We start from the raw sequence: 16,679 nt of genomic DNA, 5'->3' as shown, positions 1-16,679 counted from the left end.
GACACCCCCGGACGGCGTCCGGGGGACCCCCGGGGCAAATCCGCGCCCTTTCGGTGATCCGGACGTACACTTGTCGGTCCAGTGCAGGCCGGTCTTCCTCCCCGTACCGGGGAGGGGGGCCGGCCTTCTCGTCCCTCCATGGAGGTGTGCCGGATGACCAGTACGGTCCCCGCGTCCCTGATCCGTACCAACGGAAGCTCCGCCCTGCAGGCGGTCTTCCTCGACATGGACGGCACTCTCGTCGACACGGAGGGCTTCTGGTGGGACGCGGAGGTCGAGGTCTTCGCCGACCTCGGACACCGGCTGGACGACGCCTGGCGGGACGTCGTCGTCGGCGGCCCGATGACGCGCAGCGCGGGCTACCTCATCGAGTCCACCGGCGCCGACATCACCGTCGCCGAGCTGACCGTCCTGCTCAACGAGAAGTTCGAGCAGCGCATCGAGCTCGGCGTGCCCCTGATGCCCGGCGCCGAACGGCTCCTCGCCGAGCTGGCCCGGCACTCCATCCCGACCGCGCTGGTCTCCGCCTCGCACCGGCGGATCATCGACAAGGTCCTCCACTCGCTCGGCCGTGACCGCTTCTCGCTCACCGTCGCGGGCGACGAGGTCGTACGGACCAAGCCGCACCCGGAGCCGTACCTGACGGCCGCCCAGGGGGTCGGGGCCGACCCCGCGCTCTGTGCCGTCGTCGAGGACACCGCGACCGGTGTGGCGGCCGCCGAGGCGGCCGGCTGCCGGGTCGTCGCGGTGCCCTCGGTCGCCCCGATCGCGCCTTCCCCGGGACGGGTCGTCGTGCGTTCCCTCGAAGAGGTCGACGTGCCCTTCCTCCGCACATTGATCACCGGAATCTGAGCTTTATCTGAGCTTCTCCCGGGCGGAATGCGATTTCGCCCGGGAGGCGCCTCGCCGAGCACCTCCGGGGACACCCGAGGTGCACCCGGGGAACGTCCCGGGAAAACGATCAGGCCATTCGCCGAAAAGGCCTCTGCGTGACGTTGGTCACGCAGAGTGCCGGACGGCGGGTGGCCTTCGCGCGTCACCTGTCCGGTTACCGCGCATTTCGGCGCCCCCTGTGTCCCGATTCGATCGCCGCCGTCCGCATCCTCCGGCGCATGACTATCGACACTCCCGCATTCATGATCACTGTGCGATTACCCCCACGGCCGCCCGTGGTCAGGCAATAGCCGTGCCGCCCACTAATCTTTCGCGAGTACTTCGCCGCATAACCCGCGTGCACCGGCGCACACCCAAGTCGCCGTGAACACAGGACCGATCGCAACACCCGGCCCGATCGCTCCCGCCCCGACCGGGCGGCCGGCGGCGGAGTTCCACTGACCGCTGTATCCCAGTGCCGGATGAGGAGATCGTCCCTGATGAACCGCAAGACCCTGGTGCTGCCGGCCGTGGCCGGACTGCTCGCCCCCCTGCTCGCCGCCTGCGGCGGCGCGGAGGAAGGCGGAGCGATCGTCGTCGGCACCACGGACCAGTTCATCGCCACCGCGGACGCCCCCGCGCCACTCGACCCGGCCTTCGCCTACGACACCGGCGCGTGGAACATCCTGCGGCAGACCGTGCAGACCCTGATGCACGTGCCCCGCGACAGCGGCGAGCCCGTCCCCGAGGCAGCCGAGAACTGCGGGTTCTCCGACAAGGCCAGTGAGAGCTACCGCTGCAAGCTGCGCGCCGGCCTCACCTTCGCCGACGGCACCCCGATCACCGCCGAGGACGTCAAGTTCTCCATCGAGCGCGTGCTGAAGATCAAGTCGGACAACGGCACCGCCGCCCTCCTCTCGAACATCGACACCATCGAGACCAAGGGCGCCGACGAGGTCGTCTTCCACCTGAAGACCCCCGACGCCACCTTCCCGTACAAGCTCTCCACCCCGGTCGCCGGCATCCTCAGCAAGGACAAGTACGAGGCCGGAAAGCTCCGCGACGGATTCGACGTCGATGGCTCGGGCCCGTACACCATGAAGGTCGAGCGCGAGGGCGACAAGGCCACCCGCTTCGTCTTCACCAAGAACCCGGCCTACAAGGGCGACATCACCCTGCGCAACGAGAAGGTCGAGCTGCGCCCCTACGCCGACGCGAACACCATGGGCCGGGCCCTGGAGAGCGACGACATCGACATGATGGCCCGCTCCCTGTCCCGGCAGCAGATCAAGGACCTCACCGAGACGCCCAAGGACGGCATCGAGGTCATCGAGGTCCCCGGCCTCGAGATCCGCTACCTCGGCTTCAACACCAAGGCCCCCGCCGTCCAGGAGAAGGCCGTCCGCCAGGCCATGGCCGCCGTCGTCGACCGCGGCGCCCTCGTCAACCGGGTCTACGGCACCACCGCCGAGCCGCTGTACTCGCTGATCCCCTCCAGCATCACCGGCCACACCACCCCCTTCTTCGACGCGTACGGCGAGCCCGACCAGGCCCGTGCCGCCAAGCTCCTCAAGGCCGCCGGCGTCAAGACCCCGGTCAAGCTGACGCTGAACTACACCACCGACCACTACGGCGCCGAGACCGCCGAGGAGTTCGACGCGCTCAAGAAGCAGCTCGTCGCCAGCGAACTCTTCGACGTCACCGTCCAGGGCGCCGAGTGGTCGACGTTCCGCACCGCCCAGAAGCGCGGCGACTACGCCGTCTACGGACTCGGCTGGTTCCCGGACTACCCGGACCCGGACAACTACATCGCGCCGTTCCTCGACAGCGACAACTTCCTCAACACCCCGTACGTGAACAAGGTCGTCCGCGACCAGCTCATCCCGCGCTCGCGCCGCCAGGCCGACCGCACCGCCGCGAGCCCCGTCTTCAACCAGATCCAGAAGATCGTCGCCGAGGACGTACCCGTCCTGCCGCTGTGGCAGGGCAAGCAGTACGTCGCCGCGCGCGACGACCTCAACGGAGTCGAGTACGCCCTCAACACGTCCTCCGACCTCCTGCTCTGGGAACTGGGCCGCGGTACCGCATAACCCCGTCGACTGGATCGGTTACACCGGCCGCGCACCCGCGCGCGGCCGGCCTGACAAGAGATCACGAGGCACGTTCTGTGAAGACGCACAACAAGTGGCTGACGGCCCCCCTCGCCGCCGGTCTGTCCGCCGCCCTCCTCAGCGGCTGCGGCACCGAGCAGGGAGGCTCGGGCGACTCCGGCAACGGCATACGCGTCGGCATGTCCGACGAGATCGTCGCCACCGACCCCGCGGCCGGCTACGACCCCGGCTCCTGGCTGCTGTTCAACAACGTCTTCCAGTCCCTGCTGGCCTTCCCCAAGGGCGGCTCCGAGCCCGAGCCCGAGGCCGCCGACAAGTGCGGCTTCGCCACCGGCAGCACCGTGTACAGCTGCACCCTGCGCGACGGCCTCACCTTCTCCAACGGCAACAAGCTCACCTCGGAGGACGTCAAGTTCTCCTTCGAGCGCGCCCTCAAGATCGCCGACCCCTCGGGCCCCGCGCCGCTGCTGGCCACCATCAAGAGCATCGAGACCCCGGACGAGAAGACCGTCGTCTTCCACCTCAAGGTCCCCGACGCCACCTTCCCCAGCAAGATCGCCTCCGGTGCCGGCTCCATCGTCGACCACCGCGAGTACCCCGCCGACGCCCTGCGCACCGACGGCAAGGCCACCGGCTCCGGCCCCTACAAGCTGGACTCCTTCAGCGCCACCGAGGCCACCTTCTCCGCCAACCCCGGCTACAAGGGCACCGCGCAGCGCAAGAACGACGCCATCACCCTCAAGCTCTACGGCGGCGACCGCTCCGCCCTCTCCAAGGCCCTCACCGACGGAGACGTCGACGTCGCCTACCGAGGCCTCTCCGCCGAGGACATCGTGACCCTCGAGACCTCCGACACCACGGACGACAAGGGCATCGAGGTCGTCCAGGGCAGCAGCGCCGAGGTCCAGCACCTCGTGTTCAACATGAAGGACCCGGTCGCCGGCAAGCTCGGCGTCCGCCAGGCCATCGCCCACCTCGTCGACCGCGAAGCCCTCGTCGAAGGCGTCTACAAGTCGACGGCCACGCCGCTGTACTCGATCGTCCCGGCCGGCATCGCCGGACACAACACCGCCTTCTACGACACCTACGGCGCCCCCGACAAGGCGAAGGCCAAGAAGGCCCTGCGCTCCGCCGGCATCACCGCCAAGGTGAAGCTCACCCTCTGGTCCACGCCCAGCCGCTACGGCCCGTCCACCGACCAGGAGCTCAAGGCCATCGCCGAGCAGCTCAACGCCAGCGGCCTCTTCGACGCCGACGTCCAGTCCGTCGCCTACGACCAGTACGAGAAGGACATCGCCGCCGGCAAGTACGGCGTCTACGTCAAGGGCTGGGTCCCCGACTACCCCGACGCCGACAACTTCACCACCCCGTTCTTCGGCGAGGGCAACGTCCTCGGCAACCACTACGAGAACGCCACCATCACCGGCAGCCTCCTCCCCAGGACCGCCGCCGCCCCGGACCGCGCCGCCACCGCCGACGAGTACGGCAAGCTCCAGAACCTCGTCGCCGAGCAGCTGCCCCTCCTGCCCCTCTGGCAGGGCAAGCAGTACGCCGTCGCCCGCCAGGACGTCACGGGCCTCGAATGGACCCTCGACGCCTCGACGGTCTTCCGCTTCTGGGAGATCCGCAAGGGCTGACCCGCCCACGGACACGACGGAGGGGCCCGGCGCGCGTCACGCGCACCGGGCCCCTCCGTCGTACCTGCCGCCCTCGTACCCGCCGGGGCTACTGCCCGTTGGCCCCCGGACGCACCAGACCGCTCTCGTACGCGTACACCGCGGCCTGCACCCGGTCGCGCAGGCCCAGCTTCGTCAGTACATGGCCCACATGCGTCTTCACCGTCGTCTCGCTGACGAACAGGTCCGCCGCGATCTCCGCGTTGGACAGGCCCCGCGCCACCAGCTTCAGCACCTCGACCTCACGGTCCGTCAAGGTGTTCAGCGTGTCCGGCATCTGCTCCTCGCCCGTCGGCAGATGCGCCGAGTACTTGTCGAGCAGCCGTCGCGTGATGGACGGCGCCAGCATCGCCTCACCGGCCGCCACCACCCGGATCGCCTGCACCAGCTCGTTCGCCGGGGCGTCCTTCAGGAGGAAACCGCTCGCCCCCGCCCGCAGCGCCTCGACCACGTACTCGTCGAGATCGAAGGTCGTCAGCACCAGGACCTTCGCCGGACCGTCCCGGCCAGGACCCGTGATCTGCCGGGTCGCCTCCACCCCGTCCATCCGCGGCATCCGGATGTCCATCAGCACCACGTCCGGCTGCAGGGCCCGCACCTGGTCCTGCGCCTGGAGACCGTCCCCGGCCTCACCCACCACCGCGATGTCCTGCTCCGCCTCCAGAATCATCCGGAAGCCGGTGCGCAACAGCGGCTGATCGTCGACCAAGAGGACGCGGATCGTCACAGGGGCTCCTTCACGGGGCTGAGCTCACGAGGTACACCGGCACTACGGCGCCGGCGGGGCCAGGTCCATTCTGCCCTGCCCCGAATCGCCCGACTCCGGCGGGCGCACCGAAACGATCTTCAACGGATAGACCGGGGGAGTCCCCCCGAACTCCGGACAGACCGCCTGATGGTCACACCAGCCGCACAGCTTCGTCGGCCGCGGCCGCCAGTCACCCGTCTCCGTCGCCAGCCGGATCGCGTCCCACAGCGCCAGCAGCTTCCGCTCCACCCGCAGCAGATCCGCCTCCACCGGGTCGTACGTCAGCACCTCCCCGCTGCCCAGATACACCAGCTGCAGCCGCCGCGGGATCACCTGCCGCAGCCGCCACACCACCAGCGCGTAGAACGTCATCTGGAACAGCGCGCCGTCCCGGTACTCCGGCCGCGGCGCCTTGCCCGTCTTGTAGTCGACGATCCGCACCTCGCCCGAAGGCGCCACATCGATCCGGTCGATCACCCCGCGCAACCGCAGCCCCGAATCCAGCTCCGTCTCCACGAACAGCTCACGCTCGGCGGGCTCCAGACGCGTCGGATCCTCCAGCGTGAACCACCGCTCGACCAGCCGCTCCGCCTCACCCAGCCAGCCCGCGAGACGCTCGCCCTCCGGATCCTCCGCGAACAGCTCACCCAGCTCCGGCTTCGACTCCAGAAGCCGGTCCCACTGCCCCGGAACCATCGCCCGCGCCCGCGGAGCCGTCCGCTCCACCGCCGGATCGTCGAAGAGCCGCTCGAGCACCGCGTGCACCAGCGTCCCCCGCGTCGCCGCCTCGCTCGGCTTCTCCGGCAGCCGGTCGATCACCCGGAACCGGTACAGCAGCGGACACTGCATGAAATCGCTCGCCCGGGAGGGCGACAACGACATGGGCGCCCGGGGCTCCGCCGGCACCTGCTCGCTCGTACTCATGACGAAGACCCTACGACCCGCCACCGACAGCGAGCGGAATACCATCGACCTGGGACCCCGTCGCACTGCATGATCGAACCGTGACACACCGACGTGGGTCACCCTCCGCGACGAAAGGAACCCGTGAACCAGGACGAGCCCAAGCCGCAGCGGACCGAGGAGCCCGGCGGCGGCATCCTCATGGGCCGCCCCTTCGGCGTGCCCGTCTACGTCGCCCCCAGCTGGTTCCTCGTCGCCGCCCTCATCACCTGGGTCTTCGGCGACCAGATCGAGCGCGTACTGCCCGAACTCGGCGCCGCCCGCTACCTCGTCTCCCTCTTCTTCGCCGTCGCCTTCTACGCCTCCGTACTCGTCCACGAACTGGCCCACACCATCGCCGCGCTCCGCTTCAAACTCCCGGTGCGCCGCATCCAGCTCCAGTTCTTCGGCGGCGTCTCCGAGATCGAGAAGGAGACCGAGACCCCCGGCCGCGAATTCGTCCTCGCCTTCGTCGGCCCCCTCCTCTCCCTCGTCCTCGCCGGCGTGTTCTATCTCTCGATGTACGCCGTCGAGCCCGGCACCGTCCCCGGCGTCCTCCTCGCCGGCCTGATGATCTCCAACCTCATCGTCGCGATCTTCAACCTGCTCCCCGGGCTCCCCCTCGACGGCGGCCGCATGCTCCGCGCCGTCGTCTGGAAGATCACCGGCAAGCCCATGAGCGGCACCATCGCCGCCGCCTGGGTCGGCCGCGCCCTCGCCGTCCTCGTCCTCGTCGGCCTGCCCCTGCTCACCCGCACCGGCTTCCTCGGCAACTCCACCGACGACATCAGCGGACTCAACACCGTCACCGACGCCCTGCTCGCCGCGATCCTCGCCGCCATCATCTGGACCGGCGCCGGCAACAGCCTCCGCATGGCCCGCCTCCGCGAACACCTCCCCGAGCTCCGCGCCCGCAGCCTCACCCGCCGCGCCATCCCCGTCGAGCCCGTCACGCCCCTCTCCGAGGCCCTCCGCCGCGCCAACGAGGCGGGCGCCCGCGCCCTCGTCGTCGTCGACGGCCACGGCGACCCCACCGGCATCGTCCGCGAGGCCGCCATCGCCGCCGTCCCCCAACACCGCCGCCCCTGGGTCGCCGTCAGCACCCTCGCCCAGGACCTCACCGACGGCATGCGCGTCCCCGCCGAACTCACCGGCCAGCCCCTCCTCGACCACCTCCGCGCCAGCCCGGCCACCGAATACCTCGTCGTCGAGGACACCGGCGAGATCTACGGAGTCCTCTCCACCACCGACGTCGAGCGCGCCTTCGTCCAGGCCATGGCACGACCCTCCTCGTAGTCCTTGTACTCTGGTCACATGTCCGAACCGACCGGTGCCGCCCGCCGACGCGGGCCCTTCAAGGTCGGGGACCAGGTTCAGCTGACCGACCCCAAGGGCCGTCACTACACGTTCACGCTCGAAGAGGGAAAGAACTTCCACACCCACAAGGGTTCTTTCCCGCACGACGAACTGATCGGCGCCCCCGAGGGCAGCGTTGTCCGCACCACCGGAAACGTCGCCTACCTCGCGCTGCGCCCCCTGCTCCCCGACTACGTCCTGTCCATGCCCCGCGGCGCCGCCGTGGTCTACCCCAAGGACGCGGGGCAGATCCTGGCCTTCGCCGACATCTTCCCCGGCGCCCGCGTCGTGGAAGCGGGAGTGGGCTCGGGCTCGCTGAGCAGCTTCCTCCTGCGCGCCATCGGAGATAGTGGCATGCTGCACTCCTACGAGCGCCGCGAGGACTTCGCCGAGATCGCGAAGGGCAACGTCGAACGCTACTTCGGCGGCCCCCACCCCGCGTGGCAGCTGACCGTCGGCGACCTCCAGGACAACCTGTCCGACACCGACGTCGACCGCGTCATCCTGGACATGCTCGCCCCCTGGGAGTGCCTGGAGGCCGTCTCCAAGGCACTCGTCCCCGGCGGCATCCTCTGCTGCTACGTGGCGACCACCACCCAGCTCGCCCGCACCGTGGAATCCATCCGCGAGTTCGGCTGTTACGCCGAGCCGCAGCCCTGGGAATCCATGATCCGCAACTGGCACGTCGAGGGCCTCGCCGTCCGCCCCGATCACCGCATGATCGGCCACACCGGCTTCCTCGTCACCGCCCGCCGCCTCGCGGACGGCGTCGAGCCCCCGATGCGCCGCCGCCGCCCCGCCAAGGGCGCCTACGGCGAGGACTACGAAGGCCCCAACAAGGGCTGACGTCCCGACATCCACGGTGCGCCGCCGTCGAGTTCCCGCCCACTGCGGGGAACTCGACGGCGGCGTCCTCATGTTCGGCGGGCCCCCGGCCCCCCACGAGGCCGACCCCGACGGTTCCGTCCCCCTGTGACGTGTGGCACGATGCCGGAAACCCGCCGCACCACCCCCTCAGGAGACGTCTCGCGTGCAGCCCTCCGCCGCCCCGGACCTCGCGGACCTCGCACACACCCACGCCCGGCCGGCCCACTGGCTCGCCACCGCCACCGCGACCGCCGCGGTCGTCGCCCTCGCGGGCCTGCTCCAGCCCGGCCCCGCCGGAGCCACCGCGACCCGGGCCACCGCACCGAGCCCCGCACCGGCTCCCGAGGCCGCCGGCGCCGCCTACCCCCTGGACTGCGGGGGAGCGCCCCACAAGGTCGCGAAGCGGGCCTCCGGAGACCTCGACGGAGACGGGAATCCCGAGACCGTTGCGGTCGTGCACTGCGAAGCGGGCTCCGGCACGCCGCCGAGCGGCGTCTACGTCCTCACCCGGGGCAAGCCCGCCGGCGCACCCGCGCGCGTGGTGGCCACCCTCGTCGCGCCCGAGCTCCTCAAGAGCGTCACCGACTTCTCCGTACGCGAAGGAGCGGTGCACGCCACCCTGCTCGGCTACTCGTCCCCCGACGTCCCCAGCTGCTGCCCCGACGAGAAGGAGCAGGTCAGCTGGCACTGGAAGGGCGGCGCCTTCGTACGTACAGGACAGACCGAAGCGCGCGGCGCCTGACCCGTCACTCCGCGTCGGGGCCGTACACCTCGACCTTGTCCGTGACCCGGCGCACATGGATGCAGTCGCCCGGGCACTCCTTCGCCGAGTCCACCACGTCCTGGAGCAGCGTCAGCGGGACCGGCGTCGTGGCACCGGTGTCCTGGAGGAGCTCGTCGTCGGCGCTCTTCACATAAGCGAGCCCGTCGATGTCCAGCTCGAAGACCTCGGGAGCGTACTGCGCGCAGATCCCGTCCCCGGTGCACAGGTCCTGGTCGATCCAGACCTCCAGCGCCTCTGCGGCGCCCGTGGACGGAGCCTCGTGCTGCACGGTCATATCTCCTGCCGTTTCTGCTTCTCGTGTCGCTTCTCGCGGGTAAGTCGGGCCACCTCTGACGGGTGTTGACCCAAGACGACGATACAACCGCCCGCTTTCAAGCAGCGAAGGGTGGGTATTCCCCTGTCGACAGGGGAAGCGCAAGGGTGAAGATCGGACACACCTCGGAGTCTTTTTGATCTAGGGGTTTCAATCACCACCCACGCAGGTAGGGTCAGGAAGCGTCCAGCTCCCCTTGGAGGAGGTGAGGACCGTGGCAGCCCACGACGACGACATCAACCGCGGCATCCGGCCGGGGCGGGGGTCTGAAGACCCCGCCGGTCAGGTTGCCTATCTCGAGCAGGAAATCGCCGTCCTGCGCCGCAAGCTCGCCGACTCTCCGCGACACACGAGGATTCTCGAAGAGCGGATCGTCGAGCTGCAGACCAGCCTGGCCGGCGTGTCCGCGCAGAACGAACGACTGGCGAACACGCTCCGTGAGGCCCGCGACCAGATCGTGGCCCTCAAGGAGGAAGTCGACCGGCTCGCGCAGCCGCCGGCCGGCTTCGGTGTCTTCCTGCAGGCCAATGAGGACGGCACGTGCGACATCTTCACCGGGGGCCGCAAGCTCCGGGTGAACGTCAGCCCGAGCATCGAGCTCGAAGAGCTCAAGCGCGGCCAGGAAGTCATGCTCAACGAAGCGCTCAACGTGGTCGAGGCCATGGAGTTCGAGCGCGCCGGGGACATCGTCACCCTCAAGGAGATCCTCGAGGACGGCGAGCGCGCCCTGGTGGTCGGGCACACCGACGAGGAGCGGGTGGTGAGGCTCGCCGAGCCTCTGCTGGACGTCACCATCCGCCCCGGCGACGCCCTGCTGCTCGACTCCAGGTCCGGCTACGTGTACGAGGTGGTCCCCAAGAGCGAGGTCGAAGAGCTCGTTCTGGAAGAGGTCCCGGACGTCGACTACACCAAGATCGGCGGCCTGGGCAACCAGATCGAGCTGATCAGGGACGCGGTCGAGCTCCCCTACCTCTACCCGGACCTCTTCAAGGAGCACGAACTGCGTCCGCCCAAGGGCATCCTGCTCTACGGCCCGCCCGGCTGCGGCAAGACGCTGATCGCGAAGGCCGTGGCCAACTCCCTGGCCAAGAAGGTCGCCGAGGTGACCGGCCAGCCCGCGGGGAAGTCCTACTTCCTCAACATCAAGGGCCCCGAGCTCCTCAACAAGTACGTCGGTGAGACCGAGCGGCACATCCGCCTCGTCTTCCAGCGTGCCCGGGAGAAGGCGAGCGAGGGCACCCCCGTCATCGTCTTCTTCGACGAGATGGAATCCCTCTTCCGCACCCGCGGATCCGGTGTCAGCTCGGACGTGGAGAACACCATCGTCCCCCAGCTGCTCGCCGAGATCGACGGTGTGGAGGGCCTGGAGAACGTCATCGTCATCGGCGCCTCCAACCGCGAGGACATGATCGACCCCGCGATCCTGCGACCCGGCCGGCTCGACGTCAAGATCAAGATCGAGCGTCCGGACGCCGAGGCCGCGAAGGACATCTTCGCGAAGTACCTCACCGCCACCCTGCCGCTCCACTCGGACGACATCTCCGAGCACAGCGGTTCCAAGGCGGCGGCCGCCCACGGAATGATCCAGTCCGTCGTCGAGCAGATGTACGCCGAATCCGAGGAGAACCGCTTCCTCGAAGTCACGTACGCCAACGGCGACAAGGAAGTCCTCTACTTCAAGGACTTCAACTCCGGCGCGATGATCCAGAACATCGTCGACCGGGCCAAGAAGATGGCCATCAAGGCCTTCCTCGACCACAACCAGAAGGGCATCCGGGTCTCCCACCTCCTCCAGGCGTGCGTGGACGAGTTCAAGGAGAACGAGGACCTGCCCAACACCACCAACCCCGACGACTGGGCCCGGATCTCCGGAAAGAAGGGCGAGCGGATCGTGTTCATCCGCACCCTCGTCACCGGAAAGCAGGGCGCGGACACCGGGCGCTCCATCGACACGGTGGCCAATACCGGTCAGTACCTGTAAAACGCCCACCGGCTGCGGATGTCCGGAAACCGGGCATCCGCAGCCGACGCATTCCATCCAGCATTTCCCCCGGCATCACAGGGAAATACGCAACTGATCTCCCCACCAGCGCGGAGCCGCTCTAGGCTCATCGGTACCGCCGAGTCGCGCACAGTGAGCGCCGCCGGGCAAGGAGGGCCGCATGACCGTACGGCGAGTAATGGGCATCGAGACGGAGTACGGGATCTCCGTCCCGGGACACCCGAACGCCAATGCCATGCTCACCTCGTCCCAGATCGTCAACGCCTACGCGGCGGCGATGCACCGGGCGCGCCGCGCCCGCTGGGACTTCGAGGAGGAGAACCCGCTGCGGGACGCCCGCGGCTTCGACCTCGCCCGCGAGGCCGCCGACTCCAGCCAGCTCACCGACGAGGACATCGGCCTGGCCAACGTGATCCTCACCAACGGGGCCCGCCTCTACGTGGACCACGCCCACCCCGAGTACAGCGCGCCCGAGGTCACCAACCCGCGCGACGCCGTCCTCTGGGACAAGGCCGGCGAGCGGATCATGGCTGAGGCCGCCGAACGGGCCGCCCAGCTCCCCGGAGCCCAGCCGATCCACCTCTACAAGAACAACACCGACAACAAGGGCGCCTCCTACGGCACGCACGAGAACTACCTGATGAAGCGGGAGACCCCCTTCTCGGACATCGTGCGCCACCTCACCCCCTTCTTCGTCTCCCGCCAGGTCGTGACCGGCGCGGGACGGGTCGGCATCGGACAGGACGGCCGGGAGAACGGCTTCCAGATCAGCCAGCGCGCCGACTACTTCGAGGTCGAGGTCGGCCTGGAGACCACCCTCAAGCGGCCCATCATCAACACCCGGGACGAGCCCCACGCCGACGCCGAGAAGTACCGGCGTCTCCACGTGATCATCGGCGACGCGAACCTCTCGGAGATCTCGACCTACCTCAAGCTGGGCAGCACCGCCCTGGTCCTCTCGATGATCGAGGACGGCTTCATCACCGTCGACCTCGCCGTCGACCAGCCGGTACGGACCCTCCACCAGGTCTCGCACGACCCGACCCTCCAGTACCTGGTCACGCTGCGCAGCGGCCGGACACTCACCGCGGTGCAGCTCCAGATGGAGTACTTCGAGCTGGCCAGGAAGTACGTGGAGGAGCGGTACGGCGTGGACGCCGACGAGCAGACCAAGGACGTCCTGATCCGCTGGGAGGACACGCTCAACCGGCTCGAGAACGACCCCATGAGCCTGGCCGGCGAGCTCGACTGGATCGCCAAGCGGGAGCTCATGGAGGGCTACCGGCGCCGGGACGACCTGGACTGGGACGCCGCCCGGCTGCACCTGGTGGACCTCCAGTACGCGGACGTACGCCCCGAGAAGGGCCTCTACAACCGTCTGGTGGCCCGTGGGCGCATGAAGCGGCTCCTGGACGAGGCCGAGGTGGAGCGGGCCGAGACGGCGCCTCCGGAGGACACCCGGGCCTATTTCCGGGGCCGGTGCCTGGAGCAGTACGCCGACGACGTCGCGGCGGCCTCCTGGGACTCGGTGATCTTCGACCTGCCCGGCCGGGACTCCCTCCAGCGTGTCCCCACCCTGGAGCCGCTGCGGGGCACCAAAGCCCATGTGAAGTCGCTCCTGGACCGCTGCAGGACCGCCGAGGAACTGGTGCGGGTCCTGTCCGGCGGCTGATCGGAGGCCCCGCGGGGGCCTGAAATACCCCGGCACTGGGAATCATGGAAGCAGTGCCCGGGCGTTGTCGAAACTGCGGGGCCGAAGTCGGACCCGCCCTATAGGGTCTGATCTTGTACGGACTCAACCGAGCGGGCCGATTCGAGCGGGGTGAGGGATATGGCGACCAAGGACACCGGCGGCGGACAGCAGAAGGCGACGCGTTCCACTGAGGAGGTCGAGGAGACCACCACGGAGGCGAGCTCCGACCTCCAGGAGCGCCAGGAGAAGCTGAGCGACGACGTGGACTCCGTCCTGGACGAGATCGACGACGTCCTCGAGGAGAATGCCGAGGACTTCGTTCGGTCGTTTGTGCAAAAGGGCGGCGAGTAGCCGCACGGCGCGTCAGTCGTCCCCGTCCCCGGAGCCCCGGCGAAAGCCGCGGGCCCGGGGACGGATGACAAGCGGTGGCACGGGTAAGGTCCGTGCACAGCAAGCAAGATCGGCCGGCGCTTCCCACGGCGGGCCGACTCTCCCACCCGGAAGGAATCGCGTGGAAGCCAACCCTCGTAGCACCGGGCGTCTGCCGGCGGCCTTCCTGACGCCGGGCTCGTCCTCGTTCATCGACTTCCTGGCGGACCACTCGCCGGAGATGCTGCCGGGCGGGCGGAAGCTCCCCGACGGGGTCGTCGAGGCCCCGCACGGGACGACCATCGTGGCGGCCACGTTCCCCGGCGGGGTCGTGCTCGCCGGTGACCGGCGGGCCACCATGGGCAACATGATCGCGCAGCGGGACATCGAGAAGGTCTTCCCTGCCGACGAGTACTCCGCGGTCGGCATCGCCGGCACCGCCGGCCTCGCAGTGGAGATGGTCAAGCTGTTCCAGCTGGAGCTGGAGCACTTCGAGAAGGTGGAGGGCGTCACGCTCTCCCTGGAGGGCAAGGCGAACCGCCTCTCCACCATGATCCGGGGCAACCTCGGCATGGCCATGCAGGGGCTCGCCGTCGTGCCGCTCTTCGCGGGCTGGGACGAGGGCAAGGAGAAGGGGCGGATCTTCTCCTACGACGTGACCGGCGGCCGCTCCGAGGAGCACGGATACGCCGCCACCGGCTCCGGCTCGATCTTCGCGCGCGGCTCGATGAAGAAGCTCTACCGCGCCGACCTGACCGAGCAGGAGGCCACCACGCTGGTCGTGCAGGCGCTCTACGACGCGGCGGACGACGACTCGGCGACCGGGGGCCCGGACATGGCGCGCCGGATCTTCCCGATCGTCACGGTCATCACGGACGAGGGCTACCGCAGGCTCACGGAGGGGGAGTCCTCCGCGCTGGCCCGGTCGGTCACCGAGCGGCGCCTCGAGGAGCCCGACGGGCCCCGCGCCGCCCTGCTCTGACCACTCGTCGCCCGACTGAAGCCCAGAAGAAAGGGACGGACCGCCGGTGTCCACTCCGTTCTACGTCTCACCCCAGCAGGCCATGGCCGACCGGGCGGAGTACGCCCGCAAGGGCATCGCCCGAGGCCGCAGCCTTGTCGTCCTCCAGTACACCGACGGGATCGTCTTCGTCGGTGAGAACCCGTCCCGCGCGCTGCACAAGTTCAGCGAGATCTACGACCGGATCGGTTTCGCGGCCGCCGGCAAGTACAACGAGTACGAGAACCTCCGCATCGGCGGCGTGCGCTACGCCGACCTGCGGGGCTACACCTACGACCGGGACGACGTCACCGCGCGCGGCCTGGCCAACGTCTACGCCCAGACGCTCGGCACGATCTTCTCCAGCGCGGGGGAGAAGCCCTACGAGGTGGAACTGGTCGTCGCCGAGGTCGGCACCGAGCCGTCGGGCGACCAGATCTACCGGCTGCCGCACGACGGCTCGATCGTGGACGAGCACGGCTCGGTCGCGGTCGGCGGGAACGCCGAGCAGATCGGCTCCTTCCTGGACCAGCGGCACCGGGACGGCATGTCCCTGGCCGAGGCCCTGAGACTGGCCGTACAGGCGCTCTCGCGGGACACCAACGGCAGCGAGCGGGAGATCCCCGCGGAGCGCCTGGAGGTGGCGGTCCTGGACCGTACGCGGCCGCAGCAGCGCAAGTTCAAGCGGATCGTCGGCCGTCAGCTGTCGCGTCTCCTGGAGGCGGACAACGCGGCGGTGGCGAAGACGGACGAGCCCTCGGACGAGGCTCCCGAGGAGTAGTCGGCACGGCCCGGAGGGGCCCCGGTCCGCGTGTGCGCGGTCGGGGCCCCTCCGGCGTGTCCGCCCTCAGGCGGCCGGTGCGGGCCCCGAGGAGCCCCGGGGGACCAGGGAGACGGGAAGGGTGTCCGGCCGGGGCCGTTCGCCCGCGAGGACGGCGAGGAGGGCCTCCATGCCCCGCCGGCCGAACTCCTCGGCGGGCAGCCGCACGGTGGTGAGTTCCGGCTCGACCACCGTCGCCAGGGCCATGTCGTCGAAGCCGGTCACCGACAGGTCATCGGGGACCCGCAGTCCCAGTCGGCGCGCGGCCTTGCAGACGCCGACCGCGAGGATGTCGTCGTCGCAGATCACCGCCGTGGGCCGGGGCCCGGGGGCGTCGAGGGCCCGGCCCGCGGCCTCCCACGCGTCCGCGACGTTCAGCGGCGACCGCTCGGTGCGCACCTCCGTGCCGCGCAGGGCGTGGGCGAGGGTGGCGGCCCGCACGTCGAAGGTCCAGGACGGGGCCGCGGAGGCCAGGTGCAGGAAGCGGCGGTGGCCGAGGCCGAGCAGGTGGTCGGTCACCCGGCGCATGCCGTCGGCGACGTCGAGGTTCACATGGGCGGCGGCCCCCGGGCCGGCCGGGTCGCTGTCGAGCATGACGAGCGGGAGGTCGGTGCCCCGGAAGGCCTCCAGGGCGCCGGTCGCCATCGAGGAGGCGATCACCCCGTCGAGGGCGGCCTGCGCCGAGGCGAAGGGGTCCCGAGCGGGGCCCAGGCCGTCGGGGGAGGGGTAGAGGACCACGCCGAAGCCGTGCCGGGCCGCGGCGGCGGCCGCTCCCGTGTAGACGTGCGCGAAGAACTCGTTGGTGAGGGCCGGGACGACGAGCATGGCGGTGCGGGTGCGGCCGAGGCGCAGGTTACGGGCGGCCAGGTTGGGCCGGTAGCCGAGCTCCCGGGCGGCCGCGCGCACCGCCCCGGCGGTGCGTTCCGACACACGGCCGCGCCATTTGTCGCCGAGGACGAGGGAGACGGTGGCCTGGGAGACACCCGCGGTCCGGGCGACGTCCCGGCTGGTGGGGCGGGTGCCGCCGAGCGGCTCCGGGGTCTGCACACAAGCCTCCGCGTCGGGCGGTCCACGAACCGGTCACTGGGCGCGGGGTGGACCCGCGCGCTGCCGACATGGTACGTA

The 16,679-nt window shown here is 69.8% G+C and carries 15 protein-coding genes; 11 read left to right on the top strand and 4 right to left on the bottom strand.

The features are described 5' to 3' along the window. The first annotated feature begins 153 nt into the window (after nt 1-153). The 3 genes from AOK00_RS00950 (at nt 154) to AOK00_RS00940 (ending at nt 4,621) form a co-directional block, all read left to right on the top strand. Nucleotides 154-852, top strand: coding sequence for an HAD family hydrolase (locus AOK00_RS00950; protein WP_055598416.1), 699 nt, complete (start codon nt 154-156; stop codon nt 850-852). Nucleotides 853-1,373: 521 nt separating this feature from the next. Then, the gene (locus AOK00_RS00945; protein ID WP_055598415.1) at nt 1,374-2,963 is read left to right on the top strand and encodes an ABC transporter substrate-binding protein; all 1,590 of its coding nucleotides are present in this window, start codon (nt 1,374-1,376) and stop codon (nt 2,961-2,963) included. 77 nt (nt 2,964-3,040) lie between these two features. Then, complete coding sequence (locus AOK00_RS00940; protein ID WP_055598414.1) at nt 3,041-4,621, top strand: ABC transporter substrate-binding protein; 1,581 nt, start codon at nt 3,041-3,043, stop codon at nt 4,619-4,621. 88 nt (nt 4,622-4,709) lie between these two features. Here the strand turns inward: AOK00_RS00940 and AOK00_RS00935 are convergent, their stop codons facing one another. Together AOK00_RS00935 and AOK00_RS00930 are read right to left on the bottom strand one after the other, a co-directional pair. Further along, a complete protein-coding gene (locus tag AOK00_RS00935) occupies nt 4,710-5,387 on the bottom strand; it encodes a response regulator (RefSeq protein WP_030315976.1) in 678 nt (225 codons plus the stop codon). Between the two features lie 42 nt (nt 5,388-5,429). Then, a complete protein-coding gene (locus AOK00_RS00930; protein WP_254047199.1) occupies nt 5,430-6,332 on the bottom strand; it encodes a RecB family exonuclease in 903 nt (300 codons plus the stop codon). A gap of 180 nt (nt 6,333-6,512) precedes the next feature. On the opposite strand from AOK00_RS00930, the gene AOK00_RS00925 reads away from it, so the two are divergent. The 3 genes from AOK00_RS00925 to AOK00_RS00915 all read left to right on the top strand — a co-directional run bounded on the left by AOK00_RS00925 (nt 6,513) and on the right by AOK00_RS00915 (nt 9,315). Beyond that, on the top strand, nt 6,513-7,646 hold the full coding sequence (locus AOK00_RS00925; protein WP_254047200.1) for a site-2 protease family protein: 1,134 nt from the start codon (nt 6,513-6,515) through the stop codon (nt 7,644-7,646). A gap of 18 nt (nt 7,647-7,664) precedes the next feature. Beyond that, nucleotides 7,665-8,552, top strand: a complete 888-nt coding sequence (locus AOK00_RS00920; RefSeq protein WP_015032448.1) for a tRNA (adenine-N1)-methyltransferase — start codon at nt 7,665-7,667, stop codon at nt 8,550-8,552. A gap of 184 nt (nt 8,553-8,736) precedes the next feature. Then, nucleotides 8,737-9,315, top strand: coding sequence for a hypothetical protein (locus tag AOK00_RS00915; RefSeq protein ID WP_055598411.1), 579 nt, complete (start codon nt 8,737-8,739; stop codon nt 9,313-9,315). A gap of 4 nt (nt 9,316-9,319) precedes the next feature. Here AOK00_RS00915 and AOK00_RS00910 read toward each other — a convergent pair whose 3' ends face one another. Next, the gene (locus tag AOK00_RS00910; protein ID WP_030315991.1) at nt 9,320-9,631 is read right to left on the bottom strand and encodes a ferredoxin; all 312 of its coding nucleotides are present in this window, start codon (nt 9,629-9,631) and stop codon (nt 9,320-9,322) included. Nucleotides 9,632-9,884: 253 nt separating this feature from the next. Between AOK00_RS00910 and arc the strand changes: the two genes are divergently transcribed. The 5 genes from arc (at nt 9,885) to prcA (ending at nt 15,515) form a co-directional block, all read left to right on the top strand. Next, nucleotides 9,885-11,651, top strand: a complete 1,767-nt coding sequence (gene arc, locus AOK00_RS00905) for a proteasome ATPase (RefSeq protein ID WP_030315993.1) — start codon at nt 9,885-9,887, stop codon at nt 11,649-11,651. A 181-nt stretch (nt 11,652-11,832) separates the two neighbouring features. Continuing rightward, nucleotides 11,833-13,344, top strand: a complete 1,512-nt coding sequence (gene dop, locus AOK00_RS00900) for a depupylase/deamidase Dop (protein ID WP_055598410.1) — start codon at nt 11,833-11,835, stop codon at nt 13,342-13,344. A 159-nt stretch (nt 13,345-13,503) separates the two neighbouring features. Next, the gene (locus tag AOK00_RS00895; RefSeq protein WP_030315996.1) at nt 13,504-13,716 is read left to right on the top strand and encodes a ubiquitin-like protein Pup; all 213 of its coding nucleotides are present in this window, start codon (nt 13,504-13,506) and stop codon (nt 13,714-13,716) included. Nucleotides 13,717-13,876: 160 nt separating this feature from the next. Further along, on the top strand, nt 13,877-14,716 hold the full coding sequence (prcB, locus tag AOK00_RS00890; RefSeq protein ID WP_055598408.1) for a proteasome subunit beta: 840 nt from the start codon (nt 13,877-13,879) through the stop codon (nt 14,714-14,716). A 46-nt stretch (nt 14,717-14,762) separates the two neighbouring features. Next, complete coding sequence (gene prcA / locus AOK00_RS00885) at nt 14,763-15,515, top strand: proteasome subunit alpha (protein ID WP_055598407.1); 753 nt, start codon at nt 14,763-14,765, stop codon at nt 15,513-15,515. 66 nt (nt 15,516-15,581) lie between these two features. Here prcA and AOK00_RS00880 read toward each other — a convergent pair whose 3' ends face one another. Beyond that, nucleotides 15,582-16,601 (bottom strand): LacI family DNA-binding transcriptional regulator, encoded by a 1,020-nt coding sequence (locus AOK00_RS00880; protein ID WP_055598406.1) that lies wholly within the window; start codon nt 16,599-16,601, stop codon nt 15,582-15,584. Between the last annotated feature and the right edge of the window lie 78 nt (nt 16,602-16,679).

This window comes from Streptomyces aureus (assembly GCF_001418135.1).
Lineage (GTDB): Bacteria > Actinomycetota > Actinomycetes > Streptomycetales > Streptomycetaceae > Streptomyces > Streptomyces aureus_A.
Note: the sequence above shows the minus strand (reverse complement) of the source record. Positions and strands in the feature narration are given on the sequence as shown.